Below are 22285 nucleotides of genomic sequence, written 5' to 3' on the forward strand. Positions count from 1 at the left end.
AGGGCTGGCGGCTCATCACGAATGTTGTAGGCCCAGGCTGGGAATGGCTGCGCAATGTCGCTACGCTTTGGCCCACGCGCCAGGTCAAGAATTCGCCACAGTGAAGAAAACAGTTCGGTTTGATGATCTTCAGGTCTTCGTCACAACAGCCTTTGCCGGCAGCTTCTCGGCAGCGGCCAGGTTGTTGGATATTTCACCGGCCTTGGCCAGCGGGGCTGTCCAGCGACTGGAAAGCAGCCTGGGTGCCAGGTTGTTCGTGCGCTCCACGAGGCGTTTGCGGCTCTCGGATGATGGCGAGCGATATCTGCCCCATGCCCGTCAGGCCTTGGACGCACTGGACGCCGGTGAGGTGGCGCTGACCGAAGGGAGAGATGAGATCGCGGGTACACTTCGCCTGTCCATCCCTTCGGATATTGGCAGGAATCTGCTGCTGCCCTGGCTCGACGATTTCCAGCGGTTGAACCCCAAGGTGACGCTGCAACTGCGGGTCAGCGATCAGGTGGCCGACCTTGTCGGCCAGCAACTGGATGCGAGTATCAGGTATGGGCAACTGGCAGACTCCAGCCTAGTTTCACTGATGCTCGCCCCAGGGAATCGCAGAACGGTCTGCGCCTCACCTCGTTACTTGGCACGACATGGGGCGCCAGACGCTCTGGAAGACCTGGGCAGGCATAATTGCCTGCGCTATGTGATGGGCGAGCAGACTTACGAGCGATGGAGCTTCCATTTGCCCGATGGAATCAAGACCGTCCAGGTTACAGGCGACCGCTTGAGCGATGACGCCGATGTCGTTCGGCGCTGGGGTGTTGAAGGATTGGGGATCGTTTACAAATCCAGGCTGGACGTTCTGGCGGACATACGCGCTGGGCGGCTGGTCGAGTTGTTTCCTTGGGATTACGGCCAACCTGCGCCGTTGCAACTGGTGTGCGCTCATCGAACCTCGCTCACACCTGCTGTGCAGGTGCTCAGAGCGTTTCTGGCGGAGCGATTCGAGCAGCTCATCGCTGCTGATGGATAAGCTGACGGGGCTCATGGCCCCGCCTTGGTTACCTTGACTGGATGAATGCTCAGAAGCCTTCCAGGACAATCTTGCCTTTTGCCTTGCCGCTTTCGATCAGGGCATGGGCGCGTTTGAGGTTGCTGGCATTGATGCTGCCGAAGTGCTCGCCAACGGTGGTCTTGATGACCCCTTCGTCGACCAGCGCCGAGACTTTCTCCAGCAGATGGTGCTGCTTGATCATGTCCTCGGTCTGGTACAGCGAGCGGGTGAACATCAGCTCCCAGTGCACCGACAGCGATTTGCGCTTGAACGGCACGACATCAAGATGCTCAGGGTCATCGATCAGCGCGAGCTTGCCCTGTGGGCGCAGGACTTCGACGATCTGCGCGAGGTACGCATCGGTGTGAGTCAGGCTGATCACGTAATCCACTGGGTTGAGCTGGAGTTGCTCCAGTTGCAGGGCAAAGGATGCCGAATGGTCGATGACGTGATGTGCTCCGAGTTCGCTGACCCAGGCCTGGGTTTCAGGCCGTGACGCGGTACCGATCACCTTGAGCTGGGTACGCTTGCGTGCAAGCTGTACCAGGATCGAACCAACCCCGCCGCCGGCACCGATGATCAGCAGGCTCTTGCCAGCGCCGCCATTTTCCTCAACACCCAGGCGGTCGAACAGCAGCTCCCAGGCGGTGATGGACGTCAGCGGCAAGGCTGCGGCACTGGCATTGTCCAGAGTACGAGGCTTGTGCCCGACGATGCGTTCGTCGACCAGGTGAAATTCGCTGTAAGTGCCCGGGCGGTCGATCGCGCCGGCGTAGAACACTTCATCGCCAGGCTGGAACAACGACACCTCGGCGCCGACCTCGCGAACGACGCCCACGGCATCCCATCCCAACACCTGGGGATGGGCGCCGCTGCGGCTGGCTCTGACCTTGGTATCGACCGGGTTTACTGCGATAGCTTTGACTTCCACCAACAGGTCCCTGGCGCCGGGCGTGGGTTTGGGCAGTTCGTGCTCGTACAACGATCGGGAATCCTGGATCGGGAGGCCGGGGGTGTCGTAGACGATTGCTTTCATTGGGATGTGACCTTTCAGGTAAACAGTGGTAACAGGCTAATCGTGTCGGCCCCCCTGAAAAACCGGGCTATTGCCGGAACACTTTCCGCGTTTCGCTGAAAATCGGCTAGCTGCCGCCCGGGTTGAAAGGGCTCCCTTGGACCGGGCGGCAGCAATCGGCAGCCTTGTGGTGGAACGTTGCCAACAGACTGCGCAACGTTGTCGGGATTCGGGAATTGGGTCAGGCAACAGGGATCGGGTTCTCAACCAGCGCCAGGTTGAACTGGTGAATCAGTTCGTGTTCGTTCAGGCCCTGGTTGGCTCGCAGCGGGACGACACGATCCACCAGGACTTCCGTGGTTGCGGATTCGAGCTTGACCAAGGTTTCCTGGATAAAATCATCCAGCGGCATGGCGCGCTCATCACCGCTCTTGTGAATCAGATCGGTGTCCACCCAAGGGGGCGCAATTTCCAGTACCTTGACGCTGGTGTCACGCAGGCTGAACCGTTGCGACAGTGAGTAGGAGTGGATGGCGGCCTTGGTCGCCGAATACAACGCGGTGGCCGCTAGCGGCAGGTAGGCCAGAACCGAACTGTTATTGATGATGCAAGCATCCGGTTGGCGCTTGAGGTGCTCGACGAAGGCCGCGCTGACGCGCACCGGGCCGAGCAGGTTGGTCTGCAGCAGGCTCACTGCTTGTTCGTCGTCGAGGTCCCCGGAAGCCGGATTGTCGAACGGCATGACGCCGGCATTGTTGATGATCACGTTCAATGCAGGATGGCGGCGGATCACATCCTGGGCCACCTCCTTGATCTGCTGCGGATCATTGATGCCCAGGCGCACTGTATCGATCCCCGGGTTGGCCTGGGCGATTTCATCCAACAGTGCCTGACGGCGCCCCGCAACGATCACTTTATTGCCACGTTGGTGGAATGCCTCGGCCAGGGCGCGGCCGATGCCTGAGGTACCGCCGGTAATGAAAATGGTGTTTGCGCTAAGTTTCATGATCCGTCTCCTTGCATTGTTCAGTTGGCGTTGTAGCGAGGGGCAAGCTGATTGCTGGACAACTGGCCGAACAGGGCTTGCCGGCTGGCCTCGTAGCGTTCGAAGGACTTCAGGTCATGCATCGAGGGGATAGAGATCAGTACCTCGTCGTCAAAGTCCTGCAGGGCACCGTCCACCAGGTCCTGGGCCGACATCACGATGCCCGGATCAAGGTTTTCGACCGGCAAGCCGCCGATCTGCCAGAAGTCGGTGGCGGTGGCTCCTGGCAGCACTGCCTGGATCCTTATGCCTTTGTCCGCAAGCTCCTTGTGCAGGGACTGGGTAAAGGCGGTGACATACGCCTTGCTGCCACCGTACACACCATTGAGCAGCTCCGGCGCCAGGCTGACAACGGACGAGATGTTGATCACGGCGCCTTGCGCACGGGCGACAAATCCGGGGATGGCCGCGTAGGTGAGGCGGGTGAGGGCGGTGACGTTGAGGGTGATCATTTCAGCCATGCGCTCGACATCACTTTCCAGCAGGCTGGTGTGGGTGCCTATGCCTGCGTTGTTCACCAGCAGGCTGATACTGGCGTCCTCGCGCAATTTCCGCTCTACCTTGGCCAGGTCATCTGTGTTTGCCAGGTCTGCCGGAAACACCTCCACGTTCTGCCGGGTTTCCGTAGTCAGCCGGCTGGCCAGCGTATTGAGGCGCTCCCGGTTGCGGGCCACCAGCACCAGGTCGTAACCCCGACGCGCCAAGCGTTCTGCGTAGATCGAGCCGATGCCGGTAGAGGCGCCAGTGATGAGGGCAGTGCCTTTGAATTGCTGCTTCATGGTCATGCTCCGTTGTTGGATGTGGAGCCCATGATGCAGAAGGTCGTCTTTGTCTTAAACGACACATATGGTACGTTTTCAGGACATCTAATGTGGAGCTCCAACCATGCACCGGGTCGGCTATCTCATCACCGAAGGTTTCCAGATCATGTCGCTGGCGACGCAGGCCGTGTTCGAGTTCGCGAACATTGTCGCGGGCGAAACGGTTTACAAGATCCAGAATTTTTCCATCGGCGGCGGCACGGTGCGTTCTTCCCTGGGCATGTACATGGACACGCTGCCGTTGGGCGCTCCTGGTCTGGCTGATACCTGGATGATCACGGGAACCCTGACGCCGCTGACTCCGCCAGGCGAGGAAGTGCTGGTCAGCGTCAGAGGCTTTGTCGATGGCGCTCGACGCACTGCCGGTCTGTGCACCGGCTGTTTCGTGTTGGCCCAGGCAGGCGTGCTGGACAACCGGCGGGCCACGACACATTGGGCCTATGCGAAAAAGTTGCGTGAACTGCACCCGAAGATCGAAGTGGAAGAAGACCGAATCTTCATTGTGGACGGGCAGATCTGGACGTCCGCCGGGATGACCGCCGCCCTGGACATGGCACTGGGTATGGTGGAAAAAGACCTGGGAACCGAGATGGCCAGGTCAGTGGCACGCAAGCTGGTGATGCATCAGCGCCGCTCCGGAGGGCAATCGCAGCATTCCGAGTTGCTGGCGCTTTCGCCGAAGTCTGATCGGATACAAAACGCCCTGGATTACGCGCGCAAGCATTTGAGCCGTCCATTGAGTGTCGAAGAGCTCGCCGAGTCCGTGCATTTGAGCCCCCGACAATTTACCCGCGTATTCACTGCCGAGACAGGTCAGTCACCTGCCAAGGCTGTGGAAAGCCTGCGTCTCGAGGCTGCCCGCCTGATGATCGAGCAGAGTCGCCACAGCCTGGATGTGGTGGCGAAGGAAACCGGGTTCAGGGACCGTCGGCACATGCGGGAGGTGTTCATTCGTGGTTTTGGTGTCCCGCCTCAAGCCGTGCGAAGAGATGCCCGGCGGGTCGTATTGGTTGAATGACAACGCACGCAGCCCGGTGGATGTGCGCTTTCTGGCTCTGATCCATTACACAGGAAGCAGGTGTTCTCGTTCAAGCAACTCGATGTTGGATGGCTTGACCCGAACTTCGTGAAGCTCTGGGGCAGTGAACCAGCGGCACTCGACTATCTCGTGATCTGCAGCAGGCTTTGCTCCCGCTTCAACAGGCAGCTGATAGAGGTAGTGCTCCTCACCTGCGAGCAGGTAATGGTTGAGGAATCGAGCACCGTTGAAGGGTAGGCAGGTTTCCTCCATCAGCTCGCGCTGCGCTGTATCCAGGTGATGCTCGCCTGGGTCAATCTTCCCGCCTGGCAACGCCCATTCAGCGCCTTGCTTGCGCACGAAAAGGATGCGTCCTGCTTGCAGGCAAATGACAGTCGAGTGTCGTTCTCTGGCGTTGTTCATCATGCTCCTCCCGTACCATGGAGGTGGCATCAGGGCAGCAATCACCCTGATGCCCGCTGCTGATTATCAGCGATCTTTATCCCACTGCTGCTGATCATCTGCCTGGTTTTGCTGACCACCCATGCGGTCCTTGTTCTGGTTCTGCTTGTCGGTCGTACCTTGGCCGCCCTGGCTGCCCGTATCACGGGAACGTTCCCAGTCCTTGTTCATCTTGTCCTCAGGTTTTTGGCCGGATTGGCTGCCACCTTGCTGCTGACCGGGCATCCGCCCCCCCGAACCTTGGCCGCCTTGCTGGCCAGCTCCGGCAGTATTGTTGCCCATGCCAGTGTCAGGATTGCCCTGGTTGCCACCTTTGTCTTGATTGTTTGCCATGATCGCTTACCTCGGGTCAGACACAGGAAGGTCTGTGTGTACTGTTATGACCGAGGCCCGTTCGCGCGGTATGCAAGGAATATCTGGCTAGCTGACTAAACGCATGAATTTCAGGGGTACGAGATTTTGGTGTGTGGGTAGGATGGTGCCTGAAGGGCAGCGCCATCTGCGAAACCCTGTTCGGGGCGATCGGTGATCGCCCCTTTGCGGTTCAGGGACGGTCCTTGAGGGTTTCGAAGGCTTTGACGCTTTTGATCAGGCTTTTGTTGCTGGCGGAACCGGCACTGTTGAACAGGAAAGAGAAATCCGAGGCCAATGACGGGCTGCCGGCAATCGTCGCGTACTGATGGCACTGATTGCAGTCATCACCCTGCACGTAGGTCTCCATGGTGGTGTTGGCCACCGGCACGTTGCCCTGGCTGATGAAGGGCCCGTACGACAGCGGCACTTGCGCGTTGGCGCCCGGTTCCGGGCTGGGCGGATTGGGAGCGAGGGTCCAGAGTACGTTGATCAGCTTGTAGTACTGGAACACCGACTTGCCTTGGCTGTGCTGCGCGAAGTTGGCTTGTACCGCGCTGTTGAGGGCTTGCAGGTCGCCGGGCACGGGGTGTTCGCGGGTGGTCTGTACCGGCTGGTCGCGTGGGAAGAGATCGGTGCAGTCCTTGTCGGGATGCGTTTGCTTGCACTGGATACGGGCTTGGTTCGGTGTGCACTCGGGGCCGTCGCCACAGTCAGGGTTGTTGAAGGCGAACCCGTTCGGCGGGGTTTGTTGCGGCGGGACCTGGGCCGGTTCGGGCACGTTGTCCACCTGCTCGAAGGTGGTCCAGATGAAGTTGGGCGAAGCCTGGGTCTTGTTGATGATATGCAGGCCCACCAGCCCCACCACCTCCTGGGTGCACTCCAGCGTGTCGGGGCGTTTGAGCCAGGCGACGGTAGTCAGGTAGCGGCCGAACAGCTCGGGTTTGCCGGTCAGCACCCGCCAGGCGGCCTTGAGCTCGATCGCGCCCAGTTGTTCCTGTGGCACTGGGGAGGTTGGCAGTGAGCGCATCGGTTCGCCGATGGGCAACGACAGGCCCTCCGGTGTCTGGCCGTCGAGGTTTTGCGCGACCTTCAACTGGTTGGCGGCGTCGTAGAGCCCCTTGTCGACGATGTAGTCGAACTCGGCCTTGCCCACCTTGCGCTCAAAAAATACCAGTTTGCCCGCCTGGTCCGTCAGCCAGCCGCCGGACGCCTCCATGACCGGGTCGGGAATGGACGCAAGTGTCCCGGTCGACAGGTGGAAACCGTGCAAGGCATTGATCGCGCCTTCGGAGGTGGCGTTCATGAACTTGCGTGCGCCCACCTTGAGCGCCTTGAGGCTACCCTGGGTGCTGCAGCCGGACGGCACCAGGGTTTGCACACCCCAGCCGGTGGGCGTGGGTGCGCCGGGCAGGAAGATGTCGTTGGCGTCCTTGTAGCTGGCCCATACCGGGGCCACGCTCATGGGCTGACCCGGTGCGGAGGGGACCCCGAACTGCGCCAGCGTGCTTTGCATGTCGGGTTCACCCGCCAGGCTGGCGGTGGCCGGCCAACCGGGGTTCACCGGCCAGTTCAAGGCAATGAACAATTGCCAGCCAAAGCAGTTCATGAACGCCTGGCTGGTGGCATTGAAGTTGTTGACCGGCAGGAATCCCCCGCTGGCCGGGTTGAACACCAATTGCTGCTGTACACAGGTATCGGCGTCCGACAGCGTGGCCGCCGTGGCGGGTTGCAGGGTCGACAGGCACAGTAGAATGCCGCACAGCAGCGACAGAGGACTCAAGCGTGACCTGGACATCATTGCGCTCCTTGCAAGCGTGAAGCCGCACCCGAAGGTGCGGCGGTAGAGGGGCGTAAGTGGGGTGACTGGCGTGGCTCAGGCCCCCGGCACCAGCGCCAGGCCAGATTCCCAAGGGTGGTCTGTCGCGCTCACGTTCACATCTTCACCCGGGTTGAGGGCACGCACTGTCACCAGGCCGGGTGCTGCGGAGGGGCTGACCGTGATGGTCAGAATGTAGGCCTGGGTGCCGCCCGAGTTGGTCTGGCCGGGAATGGCCGACGCGTCGGGCAGGTACTGGGTGACCTGCGCCGTCACCCCGGGGTTGGAGAATTGCACCCTTGCATTCTGCGCCGTGGTAGTCGGGTCGGCCCCTTGCACCACCAGCACGAACTGGTTGCTGCTACCCGGTGCAAGCCAGGCGGGCAGGTCGGTTGGGGATTGCCCGTAGAACAGGTCCAGCGGCAGCAGTTGCACTGGCCAGGGTTGCAGGCCGGCCACCCGGTCCTGCACGCATGGGAATGCTTGAAGCGTGGCGCTGAGCGGCTTGACGGTGACACTCAGGCCGACCAGCAGTTGTTGGGCGATGACCCACACATAGTTGACCTTCTGGTTGTTGATGGTGATGTCATTGATCGAGAAGCCGGCGCTTTCCGGCACCTCGAACACCGCCTGCAGGATCTGGTCGGAACCATTGGCAGCCGACTTGGCCGTACCGCGCGTGATGCGCCAATACTGGCTCACGTCCTGGCCTTGCGGGCCCTTCCAGGCGCTGAAATCGGTGGGCTGCTGCAAGTACAGGCCAATGGGGTTGGTCAGCGACAGTCGGTTGTTCACTGCCGTGGTATTGGCCATGAAACCGATGTGCGGATCAGAGTTGCGATAGTTTTGCCCGTACTGCGCGCAGCAGATCAACGACTGGGCGTTCTGGCTGCTGCTCACCGGGCGCAGAATGGTGGCGGCGGCGGCCAGGTACACCTCGGCGCTGAGGGTATTGGGGCCGGAGGTCAGGTGCATCGCACCGCCGTACTGGCCGGGTACACAGGCCGTTCCGGCGTTCCATTTGTTGACGGTGTCATAGGCCGGCTTGCCGGTGGTGGGGTCGATGACCGGGTCGCCGGCCTTGCCGGTCGGGCAGTCGACGGTGTAGCGCAGGTACAGGTCTTCGAGTTGCACGTTCGGGTCGATGTAGTCGCGGTACAGCCCCAGTACTGCGTTCGGGTCGATGCGCCACATGGTCAGGAAGTACGCGGGGTTTTCGCAGGTGAAGGTGATCTTGCGCATGTTGCCGTTGGCATCGCGTACGATCGACCACTCGCAGTACTCGTCGAGCCAGCCCCGCGGGCCGGAAGGCGAGAACGCCGTGTATTTGCCGTTCCAGTCGATGCTCGGGCAGCGCTTGGCCGGCAGTTGCAGCACGGTACCTTGCTTGTTGGGGTCGTAGAGCATGTAGAGGGTGTTGTCGAGGGTGATCTGGCCGTGGTCGGTCAATTCCATCACCTGGTCCAGGGTCATGGCCTTGCCACCCAGCTGGGGAATGACCGCCGCACCGTTGTTGTAGAAGAACGTCCAGAGCCGGTTGGGGAAGGGCGCCCAGGTGATCGCCGGGGCGGTCACGTCGCCGAAACCTTCCACCAGCGGGTTGTAGTAACCCGAGCGGGGGGCGTCGTTCAGGCCCGACCAGGGGTTGCCGATGATCGACGATTCGGTCCAGCCGGTGAGGTTGTTGTTCCAGTCGGTTTCAAACTGCGGCAACTGGTCTTCCAGGCCCAGCTTGTTGTAGTCCTTGGGGGCTTGGCCGGCGGGAGAGGTGAACTGCTTGAAGGGCGTGCTCATGTCGGTTCTCCTGATGTGCGTGAGGTGGAAGCAGAGCAGCAGCCGGCGACCGGGGGCGGGCCGGCGAGGGTCTGGCGCGGGTCGTCCCACACCAGTTGGGCGATGAAACCGGGCAAGGTCATGTATTCGTCAGGCGTCAGCACGCGGCCGCTGTCGAGGTGGGTCACCACCAGCGACAACTGCACCGCGTCGCCGCGGGCAAGGCCCAGCGCAGCGGCGTTGCGGGCCGCATTCAGTGCGCGGGACACGCCGTGGGTGATGCATCGGCCCTTGTCGTCCACCAGCCCCATGCCGATACGGCTGAAGCGCCCCACGTAATGGGGGTTGTCGGCGCTGATGTGCTGCGTGGCAGCGTCGGGCTGGTCGAGAAAGACATCGATCAGATAGGTGTCATGGGTGCAGCGCACATGATCGAACACCACCCACGGCCCGGGCCCTGCGGCGTTGCCCGCGGCAGGCCCGGCTGTTGCGCTGTGCTTGCAGCAGGCGCCGGTGGCCGCCTTGGGCGCACCGAACTGTGGGGCCACCGGCACTCCGTAGTCGTAGCCGATGTGCCGGCTGTCCTGGGCCATGTCGCCGATGGTGGTGTAGCGCCAGGCGTCGGCGCTGGTGAATGTGAGCTGCGTGGCATCGTGACCGGAGAACGGCTGGAGCAGGCACTGCGTGGTGAATTGCGCCCCGGGGTTGGCCCTGATCCATACCTCGAGCATGCGATCGATGTTGGCGTGGTAGGAGCAGAACACCGGGTCGAAGGCGGTGTAGGCGTTGTCGGCCATGTCACCGCCGATCCAGCCGTGATAGTTGTCGTGGGGTTGCTCGTACAGGCCGTCGAAGTTGAGGGCACGGTTGGGGTACAGGCTGTCCTTCTGGGGCGGGTCGAACACCGGGATGTTGGCCCACGGATAACCGGGCACGCCCTGTGGTTGGCTGAAGGTGGTGAACTTCAGGGCATCCACCACCTGTTGCTGGAAAATCCGGCTCATGCCGAACAAACGGGTGCGCTCCGAACGCGAGTCGTCACCGTGGGTGTAGAACAACCGGTCGCGCTGCACATACCGGCAGTCCACCCCTTTGACCGCACCGCTGGCGCACACTTTCGAACAACCATCCTTGGCGGCCGCGTAGCGCAGGGGGTTGGGCCGGGTTTCGCCGGTGTGGGGGTGCACATAGGTTTCATCGAGAAAAGCCTGGGGCAGGCCGGCCTGGGGGCTGCCGTCGACGCTGGCGTCTTCGGCCATCCAGTCCCAATAGGGAATGGCACAGTCGATCAGTTGTTCCAGATACAACAGGTAGGCCCGGTGCCAGAGGGCAAACGCCTCCTGATAATGCAGGCACCAGTTGGTGTGGATGTAGGCGTAACGTTGCCAGGGCGAACCACTGTCGGGGTCGCCCACCTGCATTACATCGTCCAGGCGGGCGCGGTACAGGTTCAGTTCCTCAAGGGTCAGGGCGCGGATGTCCTTTCTCACCCGCCTGACCGATTGGGGCAGGTCGGGTGGTGGGATGCGCTCGGCCAGATCGAAGGGAGAATCGGCGTTCAGGCGCCAGCCCTGGTTGACCCACAACCTGAAGGTTTCCAGCGCATCGATCGGCCAGAACTGTTGCTGGTCGAGGGTCAGCGGCATGTTTCGCGAGGCCAGGTGCTGGTAGATGGTTTCTGACCAGGTTTTGACCGAGCCCGGGTCGTCCAGGTAGACGAAATAGGCGTTCATGCACCCGGTCCAGGAGGCTGCCACGGCCGCGCGCTGCGCAGCAGGAATCCAGTAGGGAGCGGTAAAAAGGCCGTGGATGTCCGCGGTCCATGTCGGTTTCGCGATGATCATAAGGTCCCTCTCATGCGCCCCGCAGGCCATATTCGGCCGGGCTGCTAAGCTCAGTTGATGGTAAAGAGCTGGCGCGCAGGGAATCGTGCAAATTGGCGCGTCCTTGCGGCGGATTCATTGCAGTTTTTCAGGGAAGACACGTGAAAAATGACAGACGCCATGGATCTGAAGATTCTGGGAAAGCTGCAAAAGGATTGCAGCCAGAATCTGGAGTTGCTCAGCGACAGCGTTGGGCTGTCTTCCACCAGTTGCTACCGGCGTATCAGGCGCCTGGAGAGCGCAGGCATCATCAAGGCCAAGGTCGCGATACTGGACGAGCGCAAGCTTGGCATTCAGGTGACTGCCTTCTTTCTGGTGAAGCTGGACCGCGACAGCAACGACATTGACCGCAAGATGCAGCACATCCTGGCCAGCCACCCGGAGATTCAGGACTGTTACCTGATGACGGGCGAGTTCGATTTCGTGATGGTTGCCAAGTTTCGCGATGCCACCGAGTACACCGACTATATCTACCGGTTTCTCGACACTTACCGGGATATTCCGATTCGCACTTATTCCTCGACGCTGGTGGTGCGTACGGTGAAGAAATCATATGAATTGCCGCTGGGAGGAGGGTTGCAGCAGGCTGTCGATGCCTGACAAAGCTAGCGCGGTACCCTGAACCGCTCGTGATACTCAGCATTTATTCAGAGGTAGATTGCTGCCGTTGCGTCGGAAGAGTACAGATGTGCTCCTTGATTGAGCAAAGGCTCAGTTTGAGTGGACGCTTGTCGCTGCCAGGCCTGCGGCGATATTCCCTCGGCCTTCACGAATGTGCGGCAAAAGTGGGACTGATCGCAGAAACCGCACTCCAGTGCGATCTCAGCGAGCATCATTCCCGAGCCCCCCAGTAGCTCCTTGCTTTTGCGCAACCGTTGTTCACGCATCCACTGTTGCGGGGGCACGTGCATGGTATCCCTGAACATTCGTGTGAAATGGCTACGCGACAACGAGCAGGCTTGGGCGACTTCCGTAACGGTTATGCCAGTGTCCAGGTTCTCCAGCATTAACCTCTTGGCAGTCGTGACCTGCCAGGGCTTGAGGAGCCCGGTCGTTTTCAGTGCGACAGTCGCCAGCACAGTGCAGTGATCACTGTTCATACAGATCCATCAATCAGTGAAATGGGCACGTTTAGAGTGGGCAGGGCAGGCCACTGCAGCCTCGGGCGGGCTACAGACGATAACGCTCGATTCGATGGCCTGGCTCAGCCAGCCGGCGTACCCATCAGCGGGTCAATGAACAGCCCCTGGATGCAGGGGCTGGCAATGGTCAGACAGCGGCAGCAACCGGGGCCAGGGTTGGGCCGTGCTGAACGCGCTCTGGTGCTTTGTGCACCATGGTGTAGGCATAGTCGACACCCATGCCGTAGGCGCCGGAGTGTTCTTTCACCAGTGCCATGACGGCATCGTAGGTGTCGCGGTTTTTCCAGTCGCGTTGCCACTCCAGCAGCACTTGTTGCCAGGTCACCGGAACCACGCCTGCCTGAATCATGCGCTGCATGGCGTAATCGTGGGCTTCCTTGGTGGTGCCACCGGAGGCGTCGGCAACCATGTAGATTTCATAGCCGGCATCGTTCATCGCCGACAGCGCGAAGGTGGTGTTGCACACCTCCGTCCACAGGCCGGAAACGATGATCTTGTTGCGCCCGTTTTTCTTCAGCGCGTCACGCACCTTCTGGTCATCCCAGGAGTTCATGGAGGTTCGCTCCAGCAGCGGAGCGTCGGGGAAGACGGCGAGCAGTTCGGGGTAGGTGTGCCCAGAGAAGCTTTCAGTCTCGACCGTCGTGATGGTGGTGGGCACATTGAAGATCCTGGCTGCCTTGGCCAGGCCCACGGTGTTGTTCTTCAGCGTCTGGCGGTCGATGCTCTGAACGCCGAAGGCCATCTGTGGCTGCTGATCGATGAAGATCAGCTGGCTGTTGAATGGGGTCAGTACTTCAGTTTTCGGATTGTTCATTTGTGTTCCCTGTCACCTGGATGATGGTCATCGCACAAGTCACGGCGCCTGTTTTCTGCAGGCTGTGCTGAGGTACTGGATGACGTCCTCAGTGATGCCCGTTGCTTGAGTCCGAGAACAAGATAGCCAATCGCAGAACGAAGCGGTGGCGCACTTTTGCGCTCTCAAAGGCGCATTAATGCGCCCTTCGTTTGTTCATCCTGTTGCTAGTATTCGCACGCAAACGCGGGTCTACCTGATCCGGTTTACGCCAGGAGAAAGCGATGGCAGCTTCACAACCACTCAACAAACAAACCGTGTCGGCGCTGATTGAAAACTGACCCACCCTGCCGATTGAAAAATGACCCAGGGCTGCTTGCCGATTTAGACCCCGGCAATTGTGGATAAGCCTAGCAGTCGACAGCGTCGTGAAAGTGCTGACCCTGCACTCAGCAAGGCCAGCCCAAAGAGGTCAAAACGGGTCGTCCTCCGATTCCTCGACATCCTGCCGTCTGCGCTCCCTCGCCTGGATCTTGGTCTTGGCCACCAAGGTGCTGTTTTGCAGGCGGTATGATTCATTCCCCGTCTCGACGATGTGGCAGTGGTGTGTCAATCGGTCGAGCAAGGCCGTGGTCATCTTGGCGTCGCCAAATACGCTCGACCACTCGGCGAAGCTGAGGTTGGTGGTGATGATCACGCTGGTGTGCTCGTAAAGCTTCGAAAGCAGGTGGAACAGCAGGGCTCCGCCGCTCTGACTGAAAGGTAGGTAGCCAAGCTCATCAAGGATTACCAGATCTGCACGCAGTAGTCCTCGGGCGATACGCCCTGTCTTGCCCTCATGTTTTTCACGCTCCAGCAGGTTGACCAGATCGACTGTGGAGTGAAAACGCACACGCTTGTTATGTTGGGTGATGCCGGCCACTGCCAAGGCAGTAGCGAGGTGCGTTTTACCGGTGCCAGGGCCACCGATGAACACCACATTTTGCGCTGTGTCGGTGAAGGCCAGAGTGGACAGTTCCCTGATCAATCGGACATCGGCGCTGGATACACCGAAGTCGAAGCCAGCCAGGTCACGGTGCATGGGCAGTTTCGCCATGCTCATCTGATGATGCACCGAGCGTACTGCTCGGTCGGCGTGCTCTTGATCAAGGAGATGCTCGATCAGCCATTTCGATGACGCAGTGGAAGATTCGCCTTGTGCGGCCAGCTCTGCCCAGGCATCGGCCATGCCGTGCAGGCGTAAGTCTTTGAGTTCCTCTGTGAGATCACGCATTGCGCACCTCCTCATCCGTGCTGCGCAACCGGTCATAGCGTGCGGTATTGGCAACAGGGGTAACGTTCAGTTGCAGGTTGGTTTCGACCGAGGGTGGTGCTTCACGAGCGGTCAGACGGGCCACGATGTTGAGGATGTGGTCAGCGCTCAGGCTGCCAGACTCCAAAACCAGCTCAACCGCTACGAGAACAGCATCCAGGCCAGCGATGGGCACGGCGGCCAAGACCTGGGTCATAACCCGGTCACCCTGTAGATTCCGCAGCAGCCCGCGCCTGAGCAGGCGTAGTGGCTTAGGCAGATCGGCAAACGGGGCACCATTGCGTAGGGCCCCCGGTTTGCGTTCAATGAGGGGGATGTAGTGTTGCCAGTCGTAGCTGACCTGATCGCGATCAAACAGGCGCTCATGGCTAGCAATCACACCCTCATCGGCAATCACGACGATTCGCGAGGGATAGAGCCGACTGCTGACCCACTGGCCAACACGCTCACAGGGTACTGAATAGCGGTTGCGAGCCACGTTGATCAGACAGGTGCTGGAAACGCGAACCGTGCGTTCTACATATCCGTCGAAAGGCGTCGGCATCGGCATCATTTCGACGCGCTCCAATTCCAAGACTTCTGCGACGGTAAGGCCGTTGTACTGCGGATGAATCAGCTCATGCCAGAGAGCCCGGCAGCGCTGGGCAAGCCAGGCATTCAACTCTTCGAAGCTATGGAAAGTATTGTCGCGGGCGGACAGCCAGATGCGGCGCCGACTGTCTTGGACATTCTTTTCGACGATACCTTTTTCCCAGCCGGACGCTACGTTGCAGAAGTCCGGGTCGAACAGGTAGTGCGAGCACATCACCATGAAGCGAGCATTGACCGTGCGGCCTTTACCCTTGGAGACCTTGTCGACCGCAGTTTTCATGTTGTCGTAGATGCCGCGACGCGGCACGCCACCTAAGGCGGCGAATGAGCGGGTATGGGCATCGAACAGCATTTCATGCCCTTGGCTGGGATAGGCCACTAGCCAGAAAGCTCGGCTGGCACATAGCTTCATGTGCGCGACCTGGACGCGCCTGAAAACACCGCCAACCAGCAGGCCTTCCTCGCTCCAATCGAACTGGAAGGCCTCGCCCAAGGCGAATGCCAACGGCACAAATGCCCGTACCGCCTTGCCTTGCTCTCCGCGCCAATGACGAACGAAGGCAGTGAGCTGGCTGTAGCCGCCGTCATAGCCTTCAGCGCGGATCATGGCCAGCAGCGCCTTGGCACTGCGACGATGTTGCTTGGCCCTTAAGGCATCAGCCCGCAGCGCTTGCTCCAACATCTCGTGAAAGGGACTGAGCTTGTTGAACACGGCTCGACGCTGATAAACCGGCTGTTTGGACTCCGGCGCTCTGACCCATTTTCGGATGGTGTTGCGCGACAGTCCGGTGCGCTTGGCTATCTCATGCAACGACAGCTTGTCGCGGAAATACATCCGCCGAATTTTGCCCATCATTTCCATGCTGATCACCCTGTGTTCTCCTGCTCAAAAATTGAGCAGGTGCAGTGGAACACCTGGGTCAGTTTTCAGTCAGCACAACGGGCGAAACTGGGTCAGTTTTCGGTCAGCGGCAACAGTTCTAGCCCTTCAATGGCTCCTCTACCAAAACTTTTTGGCGTTCGGCGCTGAGCATCCAGATGTCGTCGTGTAGCTAAAGGCTTTAGCGATGCTATACGCCATAGCGTTTGTTTCCCCCAGACGTGATGCAGTAGCGGCCGCCTCTTGGGCCTATGCATACACGACCAGAGGAGCAGGGGCACGATGATCCATATTCGGGTGTTGAGCTTCGAACTGGCTGCGGAGTAGGGCGCTCCCGTTTGGGCCGCGGGGCGACAAAGCAGTTCGGGCCGCTGCAGAGATTTTTGTAGGAGATCCACCGTTGTGGTTGGCCGTCGAGGCTGATGCGCGCCCATTCCGCTTTTTGCTCATAGGCTGAACCTTCTCACCGCGCTTGAGGCTAGAGATCACTTTCCCTCCCGGTTCAGCGCGCAGATTCAGCTTGTCCGCTTTGACGAAATGCTCAGGTGCCGAGGCTTGTGTAGGTTGTGGTGCTGGTGATGAATTTGAAGCCAAAGTGTTAACCGACGCCTGGATAGCTGGTGGCTCAGTTTTAGGCGAATCCTTCTTGCCAATGGCCCAGATCACCACGAAGAGAACTAGCAGCGGCAGAAACCATGATTGACCTTTCTTGCGCATATCCTTTGCACCCTCGAAATGATATCTGTCCTTTTAGAAGAGGCCGGCTGGAGCCTGGCGAGCAATTTTCCATCTTTCATCGTCGATACAATTCAGCTTAGCCGACTGAGGCTGGTTGGAGCGGCAGCCGCACCTGGCTGACGTCCCGGGCCGTTAACGCGCCTGATGGTATGTCGTGCCGGCTATGTTCAGTCATACGCTACCTGAGCCTCTCAGTGACCAGCCTTCGATAATCCCATGTGTGTCAAAGGTGCTCAGGAAAGCACGCAGGGTCGGGGAAGTTGGTGGTTGCAGCGACAGCAAGAGGATTGAGTACAAATGTGCTCCGTGGCGCTAGTGAAGGCTGACGGGCTCCATGAACGGGCACTTCCAAATACGTCATTTAACATAATACTCATTATGCGCTAGCCTATATTTGGTCACCAGACCACGAGTGAGGCACTTTGGGACCAGGGAAAGCTCCCTGGTCGATTTGATCTTCCCGCTCTGATCGATCGCTGGCCCACCAGCGCGGTCGTCAATCCGGTACCTCTGTCCGTGGTGCCTGCGATGCAAAAACGAAATCAGACCTTCGCACCTCAAGCGTCAGGCCAGCCATGTGTTTTCAGATTTGCGCGCAGGCCAGGAGCTTTCGGCATCACCGCACTTACTGTTCAGCCTTGCCCATCCCATTTCCATCCGCTGCCATTTGGAACGCAACGCGTGCGCATCCTCATTCCATGCCTCGTGTATGGATTGCAGGCTACGGCGATCAGTTCACATGATCGGCCTTATCGTTCAGCTCCCTGAATCCAGTCGCGCACCAACCGTTCACGTTGTTCATCAGATAACGCCGGCCTGCTGCAGGCCAAAGTTTACCTTGATCATGAAGTAGCGACCGTCTGCTGGCTTCTTCGCGGGAAAGCCCTGCACCCGCATGTAGAACGCAAGCTTGAGGTTAACGCGGTACCTGTGGGAGCGGCGCCGCGCCGGCTTCTTCACGGTGAACCCTCCCAAAAGTACAACACAAGCTTCAGGTTCACACGATAACTATGGGAGCGGCTTCAGCCGAGGACTGACTGGCATGCGACTACTGACGATACCGGGACAGCACCCTGCGGAACACTACGTTTGCGCCTAATATGCAAATAAATTATAACTATGCTAAATATTCATTTAGAGTAGTTATATTAAAGCACCCACCTACCTGAGCATCCGCACCGAACTGGTCGCATCACAGGCCATATCCAGGTCTTCTCCTGAGAGGATTTGCGCGTAATGATCCTTTAACTCCTGCTCCCAGCTCGCCACTTCTTCAAGCAAATGCTCGGCTTGATCCCGTGTCAGTGCAAAGTGCGTATGGTGGCTGAGCAGATTGCTCCGGCTGACCTGGCTGCCCTCCCGGCCAATCGCCATGGCCAAGGCCTTCGCGGGCCCCTCATCAAGCATCGGCAATACGTCGTACATCGGTGAAAGCCGCCACTTCCCGCCAACCCAGACCACTGCATGGTTGCGCGGATGGTCGTCGGAGTTGCCTGCCAGGGCGTTGTAGCACATGCGTTTGAACAGCTCCTGCAGGTCGCCATCCGGCACTCCCCGCCGACGCATCTCGTCTGCCACGGCGGCATAGCGCCAATCCCTGTGGTGCGGGCCATCCCACTCCGAGTCGAGCAAAGTCAGAGCACTGAGCATCGGTATGCGCCTAGCGCCCTCGGCAATGGGCGTGCGGTCAAAGCGCTCGACCAGCAATGTAGATGGGTTTTCAGCATGCAGCGCGGTCCGGGCCACGTTAATACCCTTCCCCGCCGCAAATGTCATACAGGCGTACTCAATCGTCGGTAGGTCGTAGTGGTCAAACCGATCGCGTGGTTTAGCCAGAATGAGCATCCCTTTGTCCTGAAGGGTGCGTTTCGGTCGTGCGCCACCCAACGCAGAGCGTTGCTGCCGCACATTCAGCGTAGCGGCGGATTCACTGTCGAGCTGCCCGTCATATACCGTTTCACAAGCGGCAACGAATCTTGCCAGACCCATCAGGTTCGGTACCGCACCCCCGCCAATGCCTTCGGCAGGAGTTGTGGCGCTGCCTGCCATCAGGTTGCCGACGCGATCGTTGTTTGGTGATTTGAGCAGAAAGTCGATTGTGCCCAGGTCTTGCCCGTAAGCCCGGTGCAGCAGTCGCTCCCCCCAGCCGTCAGGCATGGCATCATTGATGAAGCCAGGTATGCCGCGGTTCTTGGTAATGCCGGAGTAGGCTTCGGCGCGCAGAGGGTAATTGATCGGGTCAGGTATCCAGCCGCCACGCGCCACCTGGTCTGGGGCATACAGGAACTCGCCCACCTTACCTTTCAGCGTTAGCCGCCCAAGAGTCATGACTTCGCCCGTTTCCGGGTGCTCCATATAGATGTACGCGCGAGACATCAGAACTCCTCGGGCTTGGGCTTCGCCAGCCGTACACGCTTGGCCGCGATGCCCTGATGCGCGTCGTGGCCTCGGGTGAAGCGTGTGATCTGTGAGCTTTTTTCCAGGCCCTCCAGCGACGAGAACACCGTATCACTGATACCAAGTCGCCACAGCACCAGCATGAACGACCGTAGGTCCACTAGCTCGGAGCCGCTCTCGATCTTGCGCAGGGTATGCGCTGAAACATCGATAGCTGCCTTGAGGTCAGCCTGGCGCAGGCCTAGCGCCAGGCGCCGGGCCTTGACCAACAACCCGATTTTACTGAGTGTGTCGGCACATGCGACGGGAAAGTAGTCCGGCATAAGGCTTACCATGGTTAACATTAATCAATTTAAAGTTAACCATATCACACATTACGCAGGGCTTTCCCAAACCTAATGTCTATATGGGTTTACCTTATAAAGGGTAAGGCTCACTATGGTTGACATTATTTTTCAAATCAGCCCGCCAAAACGCCTGTAAAAGCCTTCATTCACATCCGGCAACGGCCCATCAGCCGTCTCCAGCGCTACATTCAGCCATTCTTCCGCCTTGGCAAACACCAGCCGATAGAGGTTACGGCACAACTGTCGCGCGGCCCTTCCCTCCCAATCCCCAGGCAGCAGCTCGTCCGGCAGTTGCGGGTCACGCAGCAGCAGCCGACGGTATTCGTGAATCAGCAGCGTACGCGCCAAGAAGCAATCCTGCGCATCAAGTTGTTGCTGCTCTTTCAAACCTTGCCAGAGCGGCCTGAACAGCTGGATGAACTCGCTGTACTGCTGCCCCAGTTCGTCGATGCGCCAGCTTTCCCTCACCTGGGCACGCATGGCCTTGGATGCCAGCACTTCCTGGGTGTGGGTTTCGAAGACGATGCTGTCGTCGCTCGCCTCCAGGTCACGCAAGGTGGCGGCCAGGTCGGCGCGGTCTGCCCGTGGGCAGCCCAGTAGGTTCGGCGCCATGGTCCCGAAGCCCTGCCACTCCAACTCTTCACGCAAAGCCTTGCGCTTGCCGGCCTCCAGTTGCGAGAGCAACACCAGTGTCCAGGCACCGTCCCAGGCTGGCTGGCTGGGGCTGTAGACCCGCTTGAAGGCCTTCTCGAAACGCCGGCGGCCGGTACCTGTCAGGCTGTAGTAGCTGCGGCGGCCAACCTTTTCGGCAGTGAGCCAGCCTTCCTTGGTAAGGCGGAAGATCGATGTGCGGATCAGGCGCTCGTTGATGCCGATCGGCTCCAGCAGGTTGATCAGGCTACCCAGCCAGACGGTTCCGCCGTGGGGCTCGATGGCGTCGCCGTACAAAGTGATGATCAGGGAACTGGCGCGGATCGGCGTCTGTTCCTGGAAGCGGGTGATCAGGTTGTTCAGTGGGGCGAGATTGCTCATGGGCGAACTGTGCGCGGTTAAAGCACCGACTATACCTGCGCGGCAGGCCGCCTGACCATTGCGTGACGCTGCCAGGCTCATGCCGATGCCTGGCCTTTGGGCCTGACGCCGGTGTCTTCCATGCGTGGGCGCTCGGGCTCGACCTCGGTCAGTGGCGGGCATTCGACCATGCTGTTCATGCAGCGTTGCGCCAGGTGCTGATACTCCGACGTGCCACGTTGCTTCCAGGCCAGTTCCTGTTCGGTCAGTGGGCGCTTGACCTGAGCTGGCGAGCCCATCACCAGGCTTTGTGCCGCACATTCGAAACCCGCCTTGACGAATGCCGTGGCCGCGACGATGCAGCGCGGTGCCACATGGGCGCCATCCATCACCACCGCGTTCATGCCGATCAAGGCGTCTTCACCGACGCGGCAGCCGTGCAGCACGGCGCCATGCCCAACATGCCCGTCGCGTTCGACCACCGTATCGCCACCCGGGAAACCATGCATCACGCAGGTGTCCTGCAGGTTGGCCCCCTCCTCCAGCACGATACGGCCGAAATCCCCCCTTAGTGATGCCAGTGGGCCGACGTAGCAACGAGGGCCGACGATGACATCTCCAATCAGCACGGCGCTGGGGTGCACGTAGGCTGTCGGATGAACTACGGGCGTCAGGCCGTCCAGTCGATAGCAAGGCATGGCAAAGCTCCTGAAATGATTTCAAATGCGCCTTGATCTTGTATCACAATCTTGTGATGCGTCAATCGCCATGGTCGTGTATCGCTTTTGCTGGGGTCATAGCGCTCCATTAAAATCAGCTTAATTCGTTGATTACAATGTGATGAAGCGATTCAACATCATAAAACCCTTTGCTGAGGCAGGTGTCACCCCTGCAAAAAGAGATACATGAAACAATTTTGAATGTTGCTTTTTTGTATCGCGTAATGCATATACTGGTTCCACCTGGACGTGACCCCCGCATCACGCCCCTGCAAACAATTCCAAGAAATGCCGGCCCCACGATGTGCCGTGCGTGCAGCCAGAGGAACCCGACATGCCGCGATATCTCGATGTGCAGGCGCCTGAACAGGGCGTCCAGCTCATTACCCTGCAACGGCCCGAGGCGCTCAACGCCCTGTGCACCGAGTTACTGGCAGAGCTGGCCGCAGCGCTGGAAGCGGCTGGGCAAGACGAACAGACCCGCGCGGTGGTCATCACCGGCAGCCGCAAGGCATTCGCCGCAGGCGCCGATATCCGCGAGATGGCCGAGCGCGACCTGGTCGGCATCCTCAACGACCCCCGGGTGGCCCACTGGCAAAGCATCGCCGCCTTCGCCAAGCCACTGATCGCCGCCGTCAACGGCTACGCCCTGGGTGGCGGCTGCGAACTGGTGATGTGTGCCGACATCGTCATCGCCGGCAGCGACGCCCGTTTCGGCCAGCCGGAAATCAACCTCGGCATTATCCCCGGTGCCGGTGGCACCCAACGCCTGCTGCGGGCAGTAGGCAAGCCGCTGGCCATGCAAATGGTGCTGACCGGTGAAGCCATCACCGCCCCTCATGCATTGCAGGCCGGGCTGGTCAGCGAAATCACCCAGCCGGAACTCACCGTAGAACGCGCCCTGCACATCGCCCGCAGCATCGCCGCCAAGGCCCCGCTGGCAGTGCGCCTGGCCAAGGAAGCGTTGCTCAAGGCCGGCGATACCGACCTGGCCAGCGGCCTGCGTTTCGAACGCCATGCCTTCACCTTGCTGGCCGGCACCGCCGACCGCGACGAAGGTATCCGTGCCTTCCAGGAAAAACGCCAGGCCCGCTTCCAGGGCCGCTGATCATCTTTCCCTCGACTGACG

At 59.8% G+C, this 22285-nt stretch carries 22 protein-coding genes; 4 read left to right on the forward strand and 18 right to left on the reverse strand.

The annotated features are described in order from the left end of the window. Nucleotides 1-43: 43 nt before the first annotated feature. Nucleotides 44-1018, forward strand: coding sequence for a LysR family transcriptional regulator (locus NY023_RS13955; RefSeq protein ID WP_013972590.1), 975 nt, complete (start codon nucleotides 44-46; stop codon nucleotides 1016-1018). A 49-nt stretch (nucleotides 1019-1067) separates the two neighbouring features. On the opposite strand, the gene NY023_RS13960 is transcribed toward NY023_RS13955, so the two are convergent. From NY023_RS13960 to NY023_RS13970, 3 genes are all read right to left on the reverse strand, one after another. Further along, nucleotides 1068-2075, reverse strand: coding sequence for a zinc-binding alcohol dehydrogenase family protein (locus NY023_RS13960; RefSeq protein WP_013972591.1), 1008 nt, complete (start codon nucleotides 2073-2075; stop codon nucleotides 1068-1070). A 220-nt stretch (nucleotides 2076-2295) separates the two neighbouring features. Further along, a complete protein-coding gene (locus NY023_RS13965) occupies nucleotides 2296-3060 on the reverse strand; it encodes an SDR family oxidoreductase (protein ID WP_013972592.1) in 765 nt (254 codons plus the stop codon). A gap of 20 nt (nucleotides 3061-3080) precedes the next feature. Continuing rightward, nucleotides 3081-3878, reverse strand: a complete 798-nt coding sequence (locus NY023_RS13970; protein ID WP_015270283.1) for an SDR family NAD(P)-dependent oxidoreductase — start codon at nucleotides 3876-3878, stop codon at nucleotides 3081-3083. Between the two features lie 106 nt (nucleotides 3879-3984). Here NY023_RS13970 and NY023_RS13975 point away from each other — a divergent pair, with 106 nt between their 5' ends. Next, the gene (locus NY023_RS13975; protein WP_013972594.1) at nucleotides 3985-4938 is read left to right on the forward strand and encodes a GlxA family transcriptional regulator; all 954 of its coding nucleotides are present in this window, start codon (nucleotides 3985-3987) and stop codon (nucleotides 4936-4938) included. Between the two features lie 45 nt (nucleotides 4939-4983). Here NY023_RS13975 and NY023_RS13980 read toward each other — a convergent pair whose 3' ends face one another. The 5 genes from NY023_RS13980 to NY023_RS14000 all read right to left on the reverse strand — a co-directional run bounded on the left by NY023_RS13980 (nucleotide 4984) and on the right by NY023_RS14000 (nucleotide 11187). After that, complete coding sequence (locus NY023_RS13980) at nucleotides 4984-5361, reverse strand: NUDIX domain-containing protein (protein ID WP_044047040.1); 378 nt, start codon at nucleotides 5359-5361, stop codon at nucleotides 4984-4986. Nucleotides 5362-5427: 66 nt separating this feature from the next. Further along, nucleotides 5428-5733 carry a hypothetical protein gene (locus NY023_RS13985; RefSeq protein WP_013972596.1) on the reverse strand — a complete coding sequence of 102 codons (306 nt, stop codon included), beginning with the start codon at nucleotides 5731-5733 and terminating at the stop codon, nucleotides 5428-5430. A gap of 211 nt (nucleotides 5734-5944) precedes the next feature. After that, entirely contained in the window at nucleotides 5945-7549 is a 1605-nt protein-coding gene (locus tag NY023_RS13990; protein WP_044047041.1) for a hypothetical protein, read from the reverse strand. A gap of 78 nt (nucleotides 7550-7627) precedes the next feature. Then, the gene (locus NY023_RS13995) at nucleotides 7628-9364 is read right to left on the reverse strand and encodes a hypothetical protein (protein ID WP_013972598.1); all 1737 of its coding nucleotides are present in this window, start codon (nucleotides 9362-9364) and stop codon (nucleotides 7628-7630) included. After that, on the reverse strand, nucleotides 9361-11187 hold the full coding sequence (locus tag NY023_RS14000; RefSeq protein WP_193384135.1) for a tyrosinase family protein: 1827 nt from the start codon (nucleotides 11185-11187) through the stop codon (nucleotides 9361-9363). Before NY023_RS14000 ends, NY023_RS13995 begins: the two co-directional genes overlap by 4 nt. Nucleotides 11188-11346: 159 nt before the next feature. Between NY023_RS14000 and NY023_RS14005 the strand changes: the two genes are divergently transcribed. Continuing rightward, a complete protein-coding gene (locus NY023_RS14005) occupies nucleotides 11347-11826 on the forward strand; it encodes an Lrp/AsnC family transcriptional regulator (protein ID WP_003258733.1) in 480 nt (159 codons plus the stop codon). Nucleotides 11827-11873: 47 nt separating this feature from the next. On the opposite strand, the gene NY023_RS14010 is transcribed toward NY023_RS14005, so the two are convergent. The 10 genes from NY023_RS14010 to paaY all read right to left on the reverse strand — a co-directional run bounded on the left by NY023_RS14010 (nucleotide 11874) and on the right by paaY (nucleotide 21135). Beyond that, on the reverse strand, nucleotides 11874-12326 hold the full coding sequence (locus NY023_RS14010) for a helix-turn-helix domain-containing protein (RefSeq protein ID WP_013972600.1): 453 nt from the start codon (nucleotides 12324-12326) through the stop codon (nucleotides 11874-11876). A 169-nt stretch (nucleotides 12327-12495) separates the two neighbouring features. After that, entirely contained in the window at nucleotides 12496-13182 is a 687-nt protein-coding gene (locus NY023_RS14015; protein ID WP_013972601.1) for a hydrolase, read from the reverse strand. 451 nt (nucleotides 13183-13633) lie between these two features. Next, nucleotides 13634-14434: an IS21-like element helper ATPase IstB gene (istB, locus tag NY023_RS14020; RefSeq protein WP_013970780.1), complete on the reverse strand. Its 801-nt coding sequence runs from the start codon at nucleotides 14432-14434 to the stop codon at nucleotides 13634-13636. Further along, nucleotides 14427-15926: an IS21 family transposase gene (gene istA / locus NY023_RS14025; protein WP_169725187.1), complete on the reverse strand. Its 1500-nt coding sequence runs from the start codon at nucleotides 15924-15926 to the stop codon at nucleotides 14427-14429. Before istA ends, istB begins: the two co-directional genes overlap by 8 nt. A 267-nt stretch (nucleotides 15927-16193) precedes the next feature. Beyond that, complete coding sequence (locus NY023_RS14030) at nucleotides 16194-16661, reverse strand: hypothetical protein (protein ID WP_235208041.1); 468 nt, start codon at nucleotides 16659-16661, stop codon at nucleotides 16194-16196. Between the two features lie 822 nt (nucleotides 16662-17483). Continuing rightward, nucleotides 17484-17642, reverse strand: a complete 159-nt coding sequence (locus tag NY023_RS14035; protein WP_155418799.1) for a hypothetical protein — start codon at nucleotides 17640-17642, stop codon at nucleotides 17484-17486. A 201-nt stretch (nucleotides 17643-17843) separates the two neighbouring features. Further along, nucleotides 17844-19058: a type II toxin-antitoxin system HipA family toxin gene (locus NY023_RS14040; RefSeq protein WP_023663235.1), complete on the reverse strand. Its 1215-nt coding sequence runs from the start codon at nucleotides 19056-19058 to the stop codon at nucleotides 17844-17846. Beyond that, complete coding sequence (locus NY023_RS14045) at nucleotides 19058-19402, reverse strand: helix-turn-helix domain-containing protein (protein ID WP_013972604.1); 345 nt, start codon at nucleotides 19400-19402, stop codon at nucleotides 19058-19060. The genes NY023_RS14040 and NY023_RS14045 overlap by 1 nt, the downstream gene beginning before the upstream one ends. A gap of 132 nt (nucleotides 19403-19534) precedes the next feature. After that, nucleotides 19535-20458 (reverse strand): phenylacetic acid degradation operon negative regulatory protein PaaX, encoded by a 924-nt coding sequence (gene paaX / locus NY023_RS14050; RefSeq protein WP_024087123.1) that lies wholly within the window; start codon nucleotides 20456-20458, stop codon nucleotides 19535-19537. A 77-nt stretch (nucleotides 20459-20535) separates the two neighbouring features. Beyond that, nucleotides 20536-21135 (reverse strand): phenylacetic acid degradation protein PaaY, encoded by a 600-nt coding sequence (paaY, locus tag NY023_RS14055; protein ID WP_024087124.1) that lies wholly within the window; start codon nucleotides 21133-21135, stop codon nucleotides 20536-20538. 355 nt (nucleotides 21136-21490) lie between these two features. Between paaY and paaF the strand changes: the two genes are divergently transcribed. Further along, complete coding sequence (paaF, locus tag NY023_RS14060; RefSeq protein WP_038409636.1) at nucleotides 21491-22264, forward strand: 2,3-dehydroadipyl-CoA hydratase PaaF; 774 nt, start codon at nucleotides 21491-21493, stop codon at nucleotides 22262-22264. The last annotated feature ends 21 nt before the right edge of the window (nucleotides 22265-22285 follow it).

The organism is Pseudomonas sp. NBB (assembly GCF_032701105.1).
Lineage (GTDB): Bacteria > Pseudomonadota > Gammaproteobacteria > Pseudomonadales > Pseudomonadaceae > Aquipseudomonas > Aquipseudomonas asiatica.